This window comes from Streptococcus sp. HSISS2 (assembly GCF_000448665.1).
Classification (GTDB): Bacteria; Bacillota; Bacilli; order Lactobacillales; family Streptococcaceae; genus Streptococcus; species Streptococcus raffinosi.
Genome location: NZ_CM002133.1, coordinates 2,259,999 through 2,277,082, shown reverse-complemented (window position 1 = coordinate 2,277,082; position 17,084 = coordinate 2,259,999). Strand labels below are relative to the sequence as shown.

Genomic DNA, 17,084 nt, shown 5'->3' with positions numbered 1-17,084 from the left:
CTCTTGTTTTCTCAACAATAGTATACCCGTTTTTCTTGTATTGAGCCAGCCAATTTGGAAGCATTCCTTGGTTTGGGAGGGCATAATCAAGACTAACACTTCTTTGTGAACGACCTTCAAGAAGAACTTCATCAATCATTTCTTGTTTTAATTCAGGGAAATAGTGACGATTCTTCCCCTTTTTAACGATTTCTATTCCGTAACGATCAATCAATCTCATCATGTATTTTAGACCAGAAACATTCACACCAAATCTTTTTGAAAGTTGGTTGAAGCTTTGTCCTTGTTTTCTAAGTTCATAGATCTGAACTTTATCTTCATAACTCAATTTCATAGTAAAAACACCCCAAAAGTTAGATTTTTTCTGTCTAACTTTTGGGGTGCAGTTCATATAAGGGCTACTTTTTTGGCTAAAAAGTTATTAGATTAGAGTGTTTACCTAAATTAAAAATTAAGAACTTCCCTGAATAAGATAGCAAATCGCTTTAAGAATTGTTATAATAGCCTTACAGCAAAATAAGGAGATTCCTATGACAAAAGAAGAAGGGCTTAGTTTGGGTGATACAGCACATTCTCTCAAGCCTCGTGAAACGAGGCCTCCAAGGGCCTCCATAGAAGGGAATAGAGCGACTAATAAGTTTAGAGAGTTTGATGCTGATAGGGTAGTGAGTGTTCAATTCAATCCCGGTCAAAAGATGAACGAATCAAAAGCGCCAGTAACTTCAAAGAATATTTTGGGAATGGTATCAGGTGTAATTGCAGCAATACTCACCATACTTTTGATTGTTTTTGCGGTAATGGGCTACCGATATCAAGCAGCTAGTATTGAGGGTGATTGGATAAGCCCGACTTTTAGCGAGAAAATGTTGGCTACTCTAAAAGATACTGCCAATGCTAAGCAAAAGATCAGTAATGCCTTACCACAGGGGCAAAACCTTATCACTGATATCAATACAGCGATGAGCATTACTGATAATAAAGCCCGATTAGAGGTGAGTTTTATCTATAATCGAAAAGGTCTTTACGAGGCTTACAAGAGTAGGGTCAATGAACTGAAAGGTCAGTACGGGGAGGAATTCTCAGAGGTGTTTGATAGTTATTCATTGTCAGAAAAAGATTACTACAAACAGTTTGATTCGACGATAAAAAAAGAACTTCCCAAGAGTTATACTTACGATTCTAAAACAGGTCAAGTAACAACAACTGCTTTCATGGGTGACATAAACCGTTGGGATCAAACAATCACAATAGCTAGTGCTGGAGATTCAGATGTCTTTAAAAAAGGTGACGTATTAGACTATACACCTAACAATGGTGGCTTTGTCATCAAAGCACACAGTGAATTTGGTGACATTAACTTTACCAGAAAATAAATTAAAAATGTAATTAAAGGGGAATATAGATGACAAGAGCGGAATGGTTGGACTATTTTGAAACGGTGAATGGACGTAAGCCGAGTGTGCAGGAGATGGCGGATGCTTTGAAGGCTGGAGAGTTTGTTAACGAGGAGCCAGTTAAAGCAGAAGAAACAGCTACAGCTGAACCCATTAAGGTTGAGGCAGAAATCGTTGAGACAAATGCTAATCCTGCATCAATTGAAGGAACACCAGTAACAGCTACACCAGCGACAGTTGCTTTTCCAGAAGGGCAAGCAGCTGTGACCAATATGGCTCCTAAAAAGGCTTAGATGCTAAAAAGAAAAAATTTATCATAATTTCTGTTCTTTCAGCCGTAGCTCTTATCCTATTAAGTGTTGGTGGCTTTACAGGCTACCGTTATGTGACAGGCAATATTGACGGTAAGTGGTACAGCAGTTCTCTAGGTAGAGAATATAGTTCAAGTATGACCGAAGGTTTGACCGATGTGGATAGTAAAGAACTTGAAAAATATATTACAAAAACTGCTGTAACCATGAAGGCAAAGGGTAGCAATGCGAAGGTGACTGCAAGCTTTACGTTTGACAAGGGAACCTATATCAAAGACTACCGTGAGAGAGTTCAAAAGACCTTTTCAACCTTTGGCGATTTATTTAAAGACCTTTATGGAGAATCCTTCGAAAATTATTACAGTGAGGAAACCATAGAGAAAGAACTTGATGAAGCTCTTGAAAAGGCTGCTAAAGATAGTGGTCAAAAGTATGATTCTAAGACAGGTGAAACTACAACGACCCTCTTTAAAGGGAAGGTTAGTCGTTTAGGGCATAAGATGACTATTACTTCTGTCAACAAAGATGTTGATATCGATGGTCTAAATGTGAAAAAAGGCCAAGAGCTAAAAGTTACCAAGAAGGATAAAAAAGTCATCCTTAGTGGTGATGGTAAGTCAAAAGATATGACCTTCTCAACTGAGAATGACACTAAAGATAAATTTTAAACCAAAATCCGGAATAGAAAAATTCCGGATTTTTTCTTGTCTTTGAATCCTGTACATCAAGTGAAAGCCGAATGTTTTTTGCACAAGTCACAATATGTGTAGAAATATTCTGACAATTATGCTACAATGGAGCCAAAGACTATCTAAAAAAGAGGATTTACCATGACACTTGTATACCAATCAACACGTGATGAAAATAATAAAGTGACAGCTAGCCAGGCTATTCTTCAAGGTTTGGCAACAGATGGTGGTTTGTTTACACCATTGTCAATCCCTGAGGTTGCTTTGGACTTTGACCAATTGAAAGACGCTTCTTATCAAGAAGTTGCTAAATTGGTTTTGTCAGCTTTCTTGGATGATTTCACTGAAGAAGAATTGGATTACTGTATCACAAATGCTTATGATGACAAGTTTGACATGGCTACTATTGCTCCTGTTGTGAAACTTAAGGATCATTATAATCTTGAACTTTTCCATGGTTCTACTATCGCCTTCAAAGATATGGCACTGTCAATTTTGCCATACTTACTAACAACATCAGCTAAAAAACAAGGTGTTGATAATAAGATTGTTATCTTGACAGCGACATCAGGGGACACTGGTAAGGCAGCCATGGCTGGTTTTGCGGATGTTCCTGGAACTGAAATCATTGTTTTCTATCCAAAAGATGGTGTTTCAAAAATCCAAGAACTACAAATGACTACTCAAACAGGTGCGAACACTCATGTTATTGCTATTGATGGTAACTTTGATGATGCCCAAACAGATGTCAAACGCATGTTTAACGATGTTGATTTACGTGAGAAGTTGTTGGCTCATCAAACGCAATTTTCATCAGCTAACTCAATGAATGTTGGCCGTTTGGTACCACAAGTGGTTTACTATGTTTATGCCTATGCACAATTGGTTAAGTCGGGTCATATTCAAAACGGTGATAAGATTAACGTTACAGTACCAACAGGTAACTTTGGTAACATCTTGGCAGCCTATTATGCACGTCAAATTGGTGTCCCAGTTGGCAAGTTAATCTGCGCCTCTAACGAAAATAATGTTCTTACAGACTTCTTTGCAACAGGTACTTACGACAAGAAACGTGACTTCAAGGTGACAACAAGTCCTTCAATGGATATCTTGGTATCTTCTAACTTGGAACGCTTGATTTTCCACCTTCTTGGCAATGATGCAACTAAGACTAAAGAACTTATGGATGCGCTTGTGACTAAGGGTGAGTATACTTTGGCTGATGCAAATCAAGATATTTTAGACTTGTTTGCAGCTGGTTTTGCGACCGAGGATGAAACAGCTGCTGAAATCAAACGTGTTTACGAGGAAGACAAATATATTGAAGATCCTCATACAGCAGTTGCCTCAGCGGTTTACGAAGCCTATGTTCAAAAGACAGATGATCACACACCAACAGTCATCGCCTCAACAGCTAGCCCTTACAAATTCCCACGTGTAGCTGTCTCAGCTGTCACTGGTAAAGACAGTGGAGATGACTTCAAAGCGGTAGCAGATTTGCACCAACTTTCAGGTGTAGCTATCCCAGCTGCTGTAGATGGACTTGAACGTGCAGAAGTTCGCCATAAAACAGTTGTTGCGGCAGCTGATATGCAAAAAGCAGTTGAAAGCTATCTTGGCTTATAAGAATAAAAAATAGGAGCTGAGAAATCAGCCCTATTTTTATCAATGTAAAAGAGAATATTATGACAGAAACAAAGAAAATTCTAAATATAGCCTTGCCGGCTATGGCTGAGAACCTTTTACAAATGTTGATGGGGGTTGTCGATTCTTATCTAGTGGCGCAGGTTGGTATTGTCGCCATATCAGGGGTTTCCGTGGCTAATAATATCATTACCATTTATCAGGCTATCTTTATTGCCTTGGGGGCCTCAAGTGCTAGTGTCATTGCTAGAAGTCTAGGAAAAGGTGATGTCAAAGCGACCAACCGAGATACCTGGGATGCTATCATTATTACTCTTGCCCTTAGTTTGGTTCTTGGTCTACTTTCGATTTTGGGTGGAGGAACCATTCTAAATCTTTTAGGTACTGAGCAATCGGTGACTCAGGCTGGTAGTCTCTACCTTGCACTTGTCGGTGGGGGAGTCGTCTTTCTAGGATTGATGACCACTTTTGGTAATATTCTACGAGCCAAGGGACGCCCTCGTATTTCCATGGTTGTCAGTCTTTTGACCAATGTGCTTAATGCTATTTTATCCTCTTTAGCCATATTTGTTGGTCATTGGGGGATTATTGGGGTTGCGACAGCAACGGTTTTTTCTCGTCTGGTTGGGACAGTGATTCTATGGACAGCCATGAAATTGGATGTGAAGCAGTTTGAGGTCACTAAACCGTTGAACAAGGAGTTGTTGGGGATTGCCTTGCCAGCTGCAGGTGAACGACTGATGATGCGTGCTGGTGATGTGGTAATCGTGGCTATTATTGTGACCTTTGGTACAGCTGTTGTCGGTGGTAATGCCATTGGTGAAAACCTTACCCAGTTTAACTACATGCCTGGTATGGGAGTAGCGACAGCGACGGTAATTCTAGTTGCCAATAGTTTGGGTCGGGGGATAAGGCGCAGATGAAGCGTATTATTCGAGAATCTTACTGGATTTCGACTGTCCTCATGGTTCTGGTATCGGGAATTATTTTAGGTTTTGGTCATGGTTTGTCAGGCCTTTTCACAGATAATAAAGCAGCTATTGCGGCTAGTCAGGTAGTTATTCTTTATTCTTTTCTGGGGAATCCTGTGACTTCGGGAACTTTAGTCTACACAGCAGTTTGGCAAGGTCTGGGTAAGGCTAAGATGCCTTTTTATGCAACGACTATTGGGATGTGGGTCATCCGAATTTTCTCAGGATACTTCCTTGGAGTGAGTCTGGGAATGGGTCTTGCAGGTGTCTGGATTGCAACAGTTGTTGATAATGTATGGCGTGCGATATTCCTCTACGTGATGTACCGTCGTTATCTCATAAAGAGACAGTTTTAATGATAAATTGATGAGGAGATGCTCTCTACAGGGGGTATCTCCTTCTTATTTTTTACAAGTGGGCTTGAATATGGTAAAATAAGCTGATAAAAACTTTTTGAGGTAGTAATTATGACTGTAAAAATCAATACAAAAGATGGTCAAATCGAATTGTCAGATGATGTCATCGCAACAGTAGTTGGCGGTTCAGCAACAGAAATTTTTGGCGTTGTCGGTATGGCAAGTAAGAGTGCTATCCGAGATAATTTTCAAGCACTTCTCGGAAAAGAAAACTACGCAAAAGGAGTTGTCGTGAAATCTACTGATGCAGGTATCACTGTGGATGTATACACTGTCATGAGTTACGGTGTCAAGATCAGTGAGGTTTCTAAAAATATTCAAGAACGTGTAAAATTCAATCTTGAGAATCAATTGGGTATCAAGGCTGAAACTGTTAATGTTTACGTTCAAAGCATCAAAGTCGTAGGAGAAAACTAGTGTCTAAAATTACAACAAGCTTGCTTCAAGAAATGGTAGAGGCTGCGGCGACTCGTCTTGGTAAGCAGGCAGAATATGTGAACTCGCTTAATGTCTTCCCAGTTCCTGATGGAGATACAGGAACTAATATGGGTATGACCATGGATAACGGAGCTAAGGCTGTTTCTGATCAGACGGCATCAACAGTTGGTGAAGTTGGACAAATCTTGTCTAAAGGACTTTTGATGGGTGCTCGTGGGAATTCAGGGGTCATCACTTCTCAATTGTTCCGTGGCTTTGGACAAAGTATCAAAGGCAAAATCGAACTTGATGGTAAGGATTTAGCCAGCGCTTTCCAATCAGGTGTTGAAGTTGCTTATAAAGCTGTTATGAAGCCTGTTGAAGGTACAATCTTGACTGTTTCTCGTGGTGCAGCCACAGCAGCTATTAAAAAAGCAGAATCTACGGATGATGCTGTTGAGGTTATGCGTGCAGCTCTTGAAGGAGCTAAGGCAGCCTTGGCTAAGACTCCAGAAATGCTACCAGTTTTAAAAGAGGTCGGTGTTGTCGATTCAGGTGGTCAAGGATTGGTCTTTATCTATGAAGGGTTCTTGTCAGCACTTACTGGTGAGTATATTGCTTCAGAGGATTTCCAAGCAACGCCTGCTACCATGACTGAAATGATTAATGCTGAGCACCATAAATCTGTTGCAGGTCATGTAGCGACCGAAGATATCAAATTTGGTTACTGTACTGAAATTATGGTTGCTCTTAAACAAGGACCTACATATGTCAAAGATTTTGATTATGAAGAATTCCGTAATTACTTGAGTAATCTTGGCGACTCTCTCCTTGTCGTTAACGATGATGAGATTGTTAAGGTCCATGTTCATACGGAAGATCCGGGTCTTGTCATGCAAGAAGGTCTTAAGTATGGTGCCCTTGTCAAAGTTAAGGTTGACAACATGCGTAACCAACACGATGCACAAGTGCAAAAAGAAGAAGCTGTGCAAACAGAGCAGTCAGCTCCTAAAGATTTTGCCCTTATCACGGTTGTTGCTGGTGATGGACTTGCAGATATTTTCAAATCTCAAGGTGTTGACTATGTGATTTCAGGTGGTCAAACAATGAATCCATCAACAGAGGATATCGTTAAGGCTATTGAGCAGGTTAATGCTAAGAATGTTATCATCTTGCCAAATAATAAAAACATCTTTATGGCGGCACAATCAGCTGCTGAAGTAGTAGATGTCAATGCGGCAGTTGTTGAAACACGTACAGTTCCACAAGGCTTTACAAGCTTGCTTGCTTTCGACCCTAGCCAAAGTATCGAAGCTAACGTTGAAGCGATGACAGCTAGTCTTTCAGACGTCACAAGTGGTAGCGTGACCTTAGCGGTACGTGACACAACTATTGATGGCCTTGAGATTCATGAAAATGACATCCTTGGTATGGTTGATGGTAAGATTCTTGTGTCTACACCAGATATGGATCAAGCCCTTCTTGATACCTTTGACAAGATGATTGACGAAGATAGCGAAATTGTTATGATTTATGTCGGCGAAGAAGGAAATAAAGAACAAGCTCAAACAATCGCTGATAAATTGGAAGCAGCACACGAAGATATTGAAGTTGAAATCTTCCAAGGTGATCAGCCAGTATATCCATATATCTTTAGCGTTGAGTAATTTTGAAATAATCATTTAGGAAGTCTTAGGGCTTCCTTTTTGTTTTGTCGATTTCGATACAGCAGGAACGCTTTTTCGGAATTACAGAAATATTCTGAAAATTCCTTGACATTACTTTGCAAAGTGGTAACATATGATGTGAGAAATTTTATAGATTGAAGGTAACATCATGAGAAGTGATATGATTAAAGTTGGTGTTGATAAGGCGCCAGCACGTGGACTTTTGTATGCGACTGGACAGGTTAAATCTTCCAAGGATATGAAAAAGCCTTTTATTGCTATTTGTAACTCCTATATTGATATTGTTCCAGGGCATGTTCACTTACGTGAATTGGCAGATATTGCTAAAGAAGCTATCCGTGAAGCTGGTGGTGTTCCCTTTGAGTTTAATACAATTGGTGTAGATGATGGGATTGCCATGGGGCATATTGGGATGCGTTACAGCCTTCCTTCTCGTGAATTAATTGCTGACTCTGCAGAAACTGTTATTAACGCCCACTGGTTTGATGGGGTTTTCTATATTCCTAACTGTGATAAGATTACACCAGGGATGATTTTGGCGGCTATGCGTACGAATGTGCCAGCGGTATTTTGCTCAGGTGGCCCTATGAAGGGTGGCGTTGACATGACTGGTCATCAGGCTACGCTATCAAGTTTGTTTGAAGCTGTAGGTACTTATCAGGCTGGAGATATGAGCAAGAAAGAGCTCGATTATTTGGAAAAAAATGCCTGTCCAACTTGTGGTTCATGTTCAGGAATGTTTACTGCCAACTCAATGAACTGTTTGATGGAAGTTTTGGGTCTTGCACTTCCAGGTAATGGTACTATCCTAGCTGTTTCAGATGAACGTCGTGAATTGGTTCGTCAAGCAGCTACAAAATTGATGGACAACATCAAAAATAATGTTCGCCCACGTGATATTGTGACTAAAGAAGCAATTGATGATGCCTTTGCGCTTGATATGGCCATGGGTGGTTCAACCAATACCGTTCTTCATACGCTTGCTATTGCGCGTGAAGCTGGAATTGATTATAACCTCAAGGACATTAACGAGATTGCTAAGAAAACACCTTATCTTTCTAAAATCGCCCCTTCAAGTGTTTACACCATGCATGATGTGCACGAAGCTGGTGGTGTTCCAGCCATTATTAATCAGTTGATTAAGAAAGGTGCCATTAAGGGTGACCGCATCACAGTCACTGGTAAGACTTTGAAAGAAAATGTGGCTGGTGCTGAAATTAAAAATGAAGAAATCATTCATCCAATCGAACATCCAATTTCACCAGTTGGTGGTTTGTCTATCCTTTACGGAAATATTGCTCAGGATGGCGCTGTTATCAAGGTTGGTGGTGTAGACCCATCTGTTAAAACTTTCCGTGGTAAAGCCATTTGTTGTGATTCACAAGATCAAGCCCTTGAGTTGATTGACAATGGAACTGTCAAGAAGGGACATGTCGTCGTCATTCGTTACGAAGGTCCTCAAGGTGGTCCTGGTATGCCAGAGATGCTGGCGCCAACATCTAAGATTGTCGGACGTGGGCTTGGTAAAGATGTAGCTCTTATTACAGATGGCCGCTTCTCAGGAGCGACTCGTGGTATTGCTATTGGTCACGTATCTCCAGAAGCTGCTGAAGGTGGAAATATCGCCTTGATTGAAGATGGTGACGAAATCGTGATTGATCTTCCAAATCGTACCATCGATTTGCTTGTCGATGATGCAACACTTGAAGAACGTCGTAAACACTTGAAACCGTTCAAATCAAAAATTTCAAGTGGTTGGTTGCGTCGTTACACAGCTTTTGCCAAATCTGCTAATGTCGGTGGAACATTGATGAGTGATGAAGAGTTTGAAGAGCGTAAGGCAGAACGTCAAGCACAGGAGAAGGACTAAAACCATTCTTTCCAAAGGGTTTGTGATATTTTTCTCCTAACCCCTTGCAAATCTGGTTAAAAATGTTATCATAGTATACAAGGTTTTGAATTTTTAGACAATTCGGAAAAACCAACTACTAAAGGAGGTCCATGTGAAGAAAATTGAACTTGAAGAAGCACGCTCTGGTGCTGATTTGATTCTTGATACACTTCTTGAACTTGGGATTTCAACCATCTTTGGATATCCTGGCGGTGCGGTTCTTCCTTTGTATGATGCTATTTATAAAAATGACGAGATTAATCATATCTTATCTCGTCATGAGCAAGGAAGTTTGCATGAAGCTGAGGGTTATGCAAAATCAACTGGTAAACTTGGTGTTGCTCTGGTAACGAGTGGTCCTGGTGCGACTAATGCTATCACAGGGATTGCAGATGCTATGAGTGATAGTGTACCTCTCCTTGTATTTACAGGTCAGGTAGGAACAGCAGGTATTGGTAAGGATGCCTTCCAAGAGGCTGATATTGTTGGAATCACCATGCCGATTACCAAATACAACTATCAAGTTCGTGATACAGCTGATATTCCTCGTATTATTAAGGAAGCAGTCCATATTGCAACGACTGGGCGTCCTGGTCCAGTTGTTATTGACCTTCCGAAAGATATTGTAGCTAAGGAAACGGATTATATTAACGATCCTGAAATTTATCTTCCAAGTTACCAACCAACGCTAAGACCAAACGAAATGCAGATTAAGAAAATCTTGAAACAGTTGGGCAAAGCTAAAAAACCAGTTATCGTAGCTGGAGGTGGGGTATCTTATTCTGAGTCTGCTAAGGAGTTAGTCGCTTTTGCAGAACGCTACCAAATTCCGGTTGTTACAAGTCTATTAGGTCAAGGAACAATTGCTACTAGCCATCCCCTTTTCTTGGGCATGGGAGGTATGCATGGTTCATATGCAGCTAATATTGCTATGACTGACGCTGACTTTATGATTTCTATTGGTTGTCGTTTTGATGACCGTTTAACAGGTAATCCTAAAACATTTGCTAAGAATGCTAAGGTCGTTCACATTGATGTGGATCCGGCTGAAATTGGTAAAATTATTGCTGTAGATATTCCTGTTGTTGGAGATGCTAAGCAAGCTCTTGAGATGCTTTTAGCAGAACCTGTTGTTAAAAACAACACTGAAAAATGGATTGAAAAAGTCACGAAAGATAAAGAGCGTGTGCGTTCTTACGACAAGAAAGAACGTATGGTACAACCTCAGGCAGTTATCGAACGTATCGGTGAATTGACTAAGGGTGATGCTGTTGTGGTTACTGACGTTGGTCAACATCAAATGTGGACTGCTCAGTACTATCCATACCAAAATGAACGCCAACTGGTTACCTCAGGTGGTCTAGGAACAATGGGATTTGGTGTTCCAGCAGCCATTGGTGCTAAGATTGCCAATCCTGATAAGGAAGTTGTTCTCTTTGTTGGTGATGGTGGTTTCCAAATGACTAACCAAGAGTTGGCTATCTTGAACATTTATAAGGTACCAATCAAGGTTGTCATGCTCAACAACCATTCACTTGGTATGGTTCGCCAATGGCAAGAGTCCTTCTATGAGGGACGTACATCAGAATCTGTCTTTGAAACTCTTCCAGATTTCCAATTGATGGCTCAAGCTTATGGGATCAAGTCTTATAAGTTTGATAATCCAGAAACAATTGATCAGGATTTGGAAGTTATCAAGGAAGATGTGCCAATGTTCATAGAGGTAGACATCTCTCGTAAGGAGCATGTTTTGCCAATCGTTCCGGCTGGTAAGAGTAATAACGAAATGTTGGGGGTGAAGTTCAATGCGTAGAATGTTAACTGCTAAACTTCAAAACCGTTCCGGTGTCCTTAACCGCTTCACAGGTGTCCTTTCAAGACGTCAAGTCAACATTGAAAGTATTTCTGTTGGTGCTTCAGAGGATCCTAATGTTTCACGTATTACGATTATTATTGATGTAAATTCTCACAATGAGGTGGAACAAATCATCAAACAACTCAATCGTCAGATTGATGTGATTCGCATTCGCGATATTACAGATCAGCCACATTTGGAACGTGAAGTTATCTTAGTTAAGGTATCAGCACCAACCTCTAAACGTGCTGAAATCTTGGCAATTATTCAACCTTTCCGTGCTTCGGTGGTTGATGTGGCACCTAGCTCTATTACTATCCAGATGACTGGGAATGCTGAAAAGAGCGAGGCGCTTCTACGAGTTATTCGACCTTATGGTATTAAGAATATCGCTCGTACGGGTGCGACTGGATTTACCCGTGATTAAAAATCCAATTTAAATTTGTTAACCCAGCCTTAAAAAGGCAATAAAATATTTTTTTAGAAAAGAGACATATTACTATGGCAGTTCAAATGGAATATGAAAAAGACGTAAAAGTACCAGCACTTGACGGCAAAAAATTGCTGTTATTGGTTACGGTTCACAAGGTCATGCGCATGCACAAAACTTGCGTGATTCAGGACATGATGTCATCATCGGTGTACGTCCTGGTAAATCATTTGATAAAGCTAAAGAAGATGGTTTTGATACTTACACAGTAGCAGAAGCAACTAAATTGGCTGATATCATTATGGTTTTGGCACCAGATGAAATTCAAAAAGACATCTATAAAGATGAAATTGCGCCAAACTTGAGTGCAGGTAAAGCTCTTGGTTTTGCCCATGGGTTTAATATTCATTTTGGCTACATTAAAGCTCCAGAAGATGTTGATGTCTTCATGGTTGCTCCTAAAGGACCAGGTCACTTGGTACGTCGTACATATACAGAAGGTTTTGGTGTACCAGCTCTTTACGCTGTTTACCAAAATCCAACAGGAAATGCTCAAAACATTGCAATGGACTGGGCTAAAGGTATCGGTGCTGCACGTGTTGGCTTGCTTGTAACAACATTTAAAGAAGAAACTGAAGAAGATTTGTTTGGTGAACAAGCAGTTCTTATGGGTGGTTTGACACACCTTATTGAAGCAGGTTTCGAAGTGTTGACTGAAGCTGGTTATGCACCACAATTGGCTTACTTTGAAGTTCTTCATGAAATGAAACTTATCGTTGACCTTATTTATGAAGGTGGATTTAAGAAAATGCGTCAATCATGTTCAAATACTGCAGAATTTGGTGACTTTGTAACTGGCCCACGTGTCATCGGTCCAGAAGTCAAAGAAAACATGAAAGCTGCACTTGCTGATATCCAATCAGGTAAATTTGCTCGTGAATTCGTTGAAGACCACGATGCTGGCTTCCCACGTTTGAAAGCTTACCGTAAAGAAGCTGAAGAACTTGAAATTGAAAAGATTGGTGTTGAATTGCGTAAAGCAATGCCATTCGTTGGTCAAAACGACGACGACGCTTTCAAGATTTATAACTAATGTGATAGTCTCAAAAAAACCAGCCTAGTGCTGGTTTTTTTGTGTCTTGAAGAAAGTAGTAAGTATTGAGAGTTGATGCGCAGGCAGCCACTATTTTTATTGTGCACCTGTAGTTGAATGTCCAAGGTAAAAAATCACTCCATTAAGGAGTGAGAATTGGTATTTATTAGTAAGTCAAGACAAAGTTTTTCTTCTTACCACGACGGATAACGGTGATTTCGTTGTCAATTTTATCGCTATCTGAAAGCGTGTAATCAAGGTCTTGGATACGTTCGCCGTTGATATAAATAGCACCGTTTTGTACATCTTCACGTGCTTGGCGTTTAGATGGAGAAATCTTGGCATTGACGAGAAGTTCAACGATGTTAAGATTTTCGTCTGCTGAAATTTCATAGGTTGGCACACCGTGGAGAGCAACTTTGAGGTCACGTGCTGAGAGGGCTTTAAGATTACCAGCGAAGAGTTGTTCAGTGATGTGAACAGCTTGTTCGTAGGCTTCTTTACCGTGTACCAAGGTCACAACTTCACGAGCCAAAATCTTTTGTGCCAAGCGTTGGTGACGAGCTTGATCAAATTCTTTACCGATTTCTTCGATTTCTTCAAGTGATAAGAAAGTGAAAATCTTCAAGAAGCGAACAGCATCATCATCCATAACGTTGAGCCAGAATTGGTACATTTCGTAAGGTGTAGTCTTAGTCGCATCAAGCCAGACAGCGTTACCTTCAGATTTACCGAATTTTTTACCCGTTGAATCTGTGATAAGTGGCACAGTGATAACATGTCCAGATTTGTCTGCTTTACGACGCAAGAGCTCAGTACCTGCTGTCATGTTACCCCATTGGTCAGATCCCCCGATTTGAAGAGTTACACCGTATTTATCGTTGAGTTCATAGAAATCGTAACCCTGCATAATTTGGTAGGCAAACTCAGTGTAAGAGATACCTGTTTCGATACGCTTCTTAACAGATTCCTTACTCATCATGTAGTTAACCGTGAAGTATTTACCCACATCACGCAAGAAATCGATGAAGCTGACTGAACCAAACCAGTCATAGTTGTTGACCATAACGGCTTTGTTGTCACCATTTTCAAAGTCAAGGAAGCGAGAGAGTTGGCCTTGAATTTTTTCTACCCAACCTTCAACCGTTTCTTTGGTTTGGAGGCTACGTTCAGCATCTTTAAATGATGGGTCACCAATCAAACCTGTTGCGCCACCAACGAGGGCATAAGGTTTGTGTCCAGCCAATTGCAGGCGACGGCTTGTAAGGATGGCTACAAGATGCCCAAGATGGAGACTGTCTGCTGTTGGGTCATAACCAGTGTAGTATGACACAGGTCCCTCTTCAAAGGCTTTTACAAGGGCTTCTTCGTCTGTGGTTTGAAAAATCAAGCCACGTGCTTTTAGTTCTTCAAAAATTGTCATGATATTCTCCAGTAAAGTATATTCTGCACCATTATACCAAAAGAAAGCAACCCTATGCAAGCTTTGTCAAAGTTTGTTATAATAGGCTTTGAGGTATTTCTATGAATTTTGAAAAAATAATAAATTTTTTTAGACGGCCAGGTCAAGCCATTCGTAAAAAGTTTGCCGGTTTCAGGTCTAAAAAAGGAGAGAAATCTTTAGGAGAGGGGAAGCTTGTGACTGAGTCTAAGAAAAATCACAAGCAAGCGAAGAAGTCGTCTGAGGACCGGATGACTTTCCTAGATATGGGCGATGTTTTCTTAAAAACATTAAAACTCTTGTCTGATTTCTTTTATGTGGTTATTATCGTCCTTACCTTGTTTGGTGCCGGTATTGGTTTGGGCTATTTGGGGAGTCAAATTGAGTCTGTTCCGTCTATTAAGGATAAAACCTTGTTGAATCAGATTAGTGAGGTTAGTCTGGTATCTTCGATGAGTTATTCTGACTCTAAGAAGATTGCAGATATTGACACGGACTTATTGAGAACTCCGATTGAAAGTGATGCGATTTCTAATAACGTCAAAAATGCCATCATCGCAACTGAGGATGAAAATTTCAAGAAGCATAAGGGTGTTGTACCAAAGGCGGTTTTTAGGGCCTTGGTGTCATCAGTGTTAGGTGTAGGTTCCTCAAGTGGCGGTTCAACGCTGACTCAGCAGTTAATCAAGCAACAGGTCACGGGAGATGCCCCGACCTTTAAGCGTAAGGCAGCAGAGATTATCTATGCCCTACAACTGGAGCGTCGTGCTTCAAAAAATGAAATTTTAACCGACTACCTGAATGTTTCTCCTTTTGGACGTAACTATAGGGGAAAAATATCGCTGGTATTGAGGAAGCTGCCCAAGGAATTTTCGGGGTTTCTGCAGCGGATTTAACTGTTCCTCAAGCGGCTTATCTTGCAGGTTTACCACAGAGTCCCATTGTCTATTCGCCTTATACCGCAGATGGTCAACTCAAGAACGCAAATGACCTGTCTTATGGCTTAGCGCGTCAAAAAGATGTCCTTTACAATCTCTATCGAGGCGGCTACCTAGATAAGTCACAATACGATAGTTACAAGAATTATGATATTACTAAAGATTTCAAGGCTGGAGAAAATCCAGATGCTGTCAGTCATGACTATTTGTACTATTCAGTCATGTCTGAAGCTCAGGATGTCATGTATGATTATTTGGTGAAGCGTGACAAGGTATCAAGTCAAGAGTTAAAAAATGATAAGACAAAGGAAACCTACCGTGAGATGGCTCTTCGAGAGCTACAAACAGGTGGTTATCATGTCAAGACAACAATTGACAATGCCGTCTATAATGCGATGCAAAATGCTGCTAGTCAATATGGTGGCCTACTCGATCAAGGTGGCAATAGTGGCGTTGAAGTCGGAAATGTACTGATGGACAATGCGACTGGAGCAATTCTAGGATTTGTTGGTGGTCGTAGTTATGAAAATAACCAAAATAACCATGCCTTTGATACGGCACGTTCTCCTGGTTCTTCTATTAAGCCCATTATCGCTTATGGTATTGCTATTGATCAAGGTTTGATGGGAAGCTCCAGTATTCTTTCCAATTATCCAGCCAATTTTACAGGTGGGACACCGATTCTTCACGATGGTAATAAGGGTACGGCTATGATGAATCTGCAGGAGGCTCTTAATACCTCATGGAATATTCCTGCTTTTTGGACCTACCAAATGCTTCAGCGTAATGATGTTGATGTTGAGGGATATATGACCAAGATGGGTTACAATATTGCTAACTATAATATTGAGAGTCTACCTCTTGGTGGTGGGATTGAAACGACAGTCGCCCAACAGGTCAATGCTTATCAGATGCTTTCAAATGGTGGTGTCTACGAAAAAGGTTATATGGTTGATAGTATTACTGATCGTACAGGCGAGGTTATTTATCAGCATAAATCCGAAGGGGTTCAAGTTTTCTCGAGGGCTACGGCAAGTATCATGGATAATCTCCTCAAAGAAGTTGTCGTTAAGGGGGCAACGACCCAGTTCCATTCTGAATTGAAAAATGTCAATGGTTCAGCAGCTTCAGCCGATTGGATGGGTAAAACAGGAACGACAGATAACTTTGCGGATGCTTGGCTGATTGTGTCAACTCCTGGGATTACCCTTGGTGGTTGGGCTGGTTATGACAATAATACGCCGACCGATTCTAAAACAGGTTACACCTACAATGCCCAATATATGGCTCGTTTAACGTCAGCTATCTACAATGCTAATCCAGGTATTTTTAAGACAGGTGATAAGTTTAACATGGATTCAAGTGCCATAAAAGCCAGTGTGCTCAAATCAACAGGTCTTAAGCCAGCAACAGTGTCGGTCAATGGCCGTAATGTTTCCGTAAGTGGTGAAATGGTTGATAGTTACTGGGCCAAAAATGGGCCTGGCGACACCACTTACAAGTTTGCTATCGGAGGAACGGATAGTGACTATCAAAAGGCTTGGTCTAGTATTCTTGGAGGTCATTAAAATCTCCCAAAAACTTGCAAAAAAGCTAAAAATTAGGTATAATATAGGCAACTATTTGTCGTCTTACTTGGTTGAAATATTGTCCAATCAAGAGATACAGCAGTTAAATCAACGTTTTTTCGGTCAGATTTAGCTGCTATTTTTGTGCTTATTTTTAGGATTTCCAAGCATTGTAATGCATATTTAAAGGTTCTAAAAATTCACATCTTGCCCTATCTCTGAGTATCTGTTATTAGAGTGGTCAGATTTAGCATTTGATTGGATAAAGCACTAAAAAAATGGCAAATATTTAAAGTGCACGACTTGCAAAGCAGGTCTCGAATGTAGAAAAGGAGTAG

General features: G+C 40.6%; 9 protein-coding genes and 4 pseudogenes. 11 read left to right on the top strand and 2 right to left on the bottom strand.

Going from position 1 to position 17,084, the window contains the following annotated elements; all coding sequences use genetic code 11:
- On the bottom strand, positions 1-334 hold a 334-nt coding region (locus tag HSISS2_RS09990), incomplete at its 3' end, for a transposase (RefSeq protein ID WP_042767144.1).
- A gap of 196 nt (positions 335-530) precedes the next feature.
- Here HSISS2_RS09990 and HSISS2_RS09985 point away from each other — a divergent pair.
- The 10 genes and pseudogenes from HSISS2_RS09985 (at position 531) to ilvC (ending at position 12,799) form a co-directional block, all read left to right on the top strand.
- Positions 531-1,373, top strand: a complete 843-nt coding sequence (locus HSISS2_RS09985) for a hypothetical protein (RefSeq protein ID WP_021146586.1) — start codon at positions 531-533, stop codon at positions 1,371-1,373.
- Between the two features lie 29 nt (positions 1,374-1,402).
- Positions 1,403-2,373 (top strand): annotated as a pseudogene (locus HSISS2_RS12260) (hypothetical protein).
- Positions 2,374-2,535: 162 nt separating this feature from the next.
- Positions 2,536-4,020 carry a threonine synthase gene (thrC, locus tag HSISS2_RS09975; RefSeq protein ID WP_021146583.1) on the top strand — a complete coding sequence of 495 codons (1,485 nt, stop codon included), beginning with the start codon at positions 2,536-2,538 and terminating at the stop codon, positions 4,018-4,020.
- Between the two features lie 59 nt (positions 4,021-4,079).
- Positions 4,080-5,365: pseudogene (locus tag HSISS2_RS09970) on the top strand (MATE family efflux transporter).
- 111 nt (positions 5,366-5,476) lie between these two features.
- A complete protein-coding gene (locus tag HSISS2_RS09965) occupies positions 5,477-5,842 on the top strand; it encodes an Asp23/Gls24 family envelope stress response protein (protein WP_002887462.1) in 366 nt (121 codons plus the stop codon).
- A complete protein-coding gene (locus HSISS2_RS09960; RefSeq protein WP_008536092.1) occupies positions 5,842-7,509 on the top strand; it encodes a DAK2 domain-containing protein in 1,668 nt (555 codons plus the stop codon). Before HSISS2_RS09965 ends, HSISS2_RS09960 begins: the two co-directional genes overlap by 1 nt.
- A 169-nt stretch (positions 7,510-7,678) precedes the next feature.
- Positions 7,679-9,400: a dihydroxy-acid dehydratase gene (gene ilvD / locus HSISS2_RS09955; protein WP_002887460.1), complete on the top strand. Its 1,722-nt coding sequence runs from the start codon at positions 7,679-7,681 to the stop codon at positions 9,398-9,400.
- Between the two features lie 133 nt (positions 9,401-9,533).
- Positions 9,534-11,234: an acetolactate synthase large subunit gene (locus HSISS2_RS09950; protein WP_021146580.1), complete on the top strand. Its 1,701-nt coding sequence runs from the start codon at positions 9,534-9,536 to the stop codon at positions 11,232-11,234.
- Positions 11,227-11,703, top strand: coding sequence for an acetolactate synthase small subunit (gene ilvN / locus HSISS2_RS09945; protein ID WP_021146579.1), 477 nt, complete (start codon positions 11,227-11,229; stop codon positions 11,701-11,703). The genes HSISS2_RS09950 and ilvN overlap by 8 nt, the downstream gene beginning before the upstream one ends.
- 74 nt (positions 11,704-11,777) lie before the next feature.
- Positions 11,778-12,799 (top strand): annotated as a pseudogene (ilvC, locus tag HSISS2_RS09940) (ketol-acid reductoisomerase).
- A gap of 166 nt (positions 12,800-12,965) precedes the next feature.
- Here the strand turns inward: ilvC and tyrS are convergent.
- Entirely contained in the window at positions 12,966-14,222 is a 1,257-nt protein-coding gene (gene tyrS, locus HSISS2_RS09935; protein ID WP_002887457.1) for a tyrosine--tRNA ligase, read from the bottom strand.
- Between the two features lie 101 nt (positions 14,223-14,323).
- Between tyrS and pbp1b the strand changes: the two are divergent.
- Positions 14,324-16,746, top strand: a pseudogene (gene pbp1b / locus HSISS2_RS09930) (penicillin-binding protein PBP1B).
- Positions 16,747-17,084 lie beyond the last annotated feature (338 nt).

What these genes read in the sequence shown, in the direction of transcription:
- ilvN (WP_021146579.1), top strand. Translation starts at nt 11,227, where the DNA reads ATGCGTAGAATGTTAACTGCTAAACTTCAAAACCGTTCCGGTGTCCTT.
- ilvD (WP_002887460.1), top strand. Translation starts at nt 7,679, where the DNA reads ATGAGAAGTGATATGATTAAAGTTGGTGTTGATAAGGCGCCAGCACGT.
- thrC (WP_021146583.1), top strand. Translation starts at nt 2,536, where the DNA reads ATGACACTTGTATACCAATCAACACGTGATGAAAATAATAAAGTGACA.
- HSISS2_RS09985 (WP_021146586.1), top strand. Translation starts at nt 531, where the DNA reads ATGACAAAAGAAGAAGGGCTTAGTTTGGGTGATACAGCACATTCTCTC.
- tyrS (WP_002887457.1), bottom strand. Translation starts at nt 14,222, where the DNA reads ATGACAATTTTTGAAGAACTAAAAGCACGTGGCTTGATTTTTCAAACC.
- HSISS2_RS09965 (WP_002887462.1), top strand. Translation starts at nt 5,477, where the DNA reads ATGACTGTAAAAATCAATACAAAAGATGGTCAAATCGAATTGTCAGAT.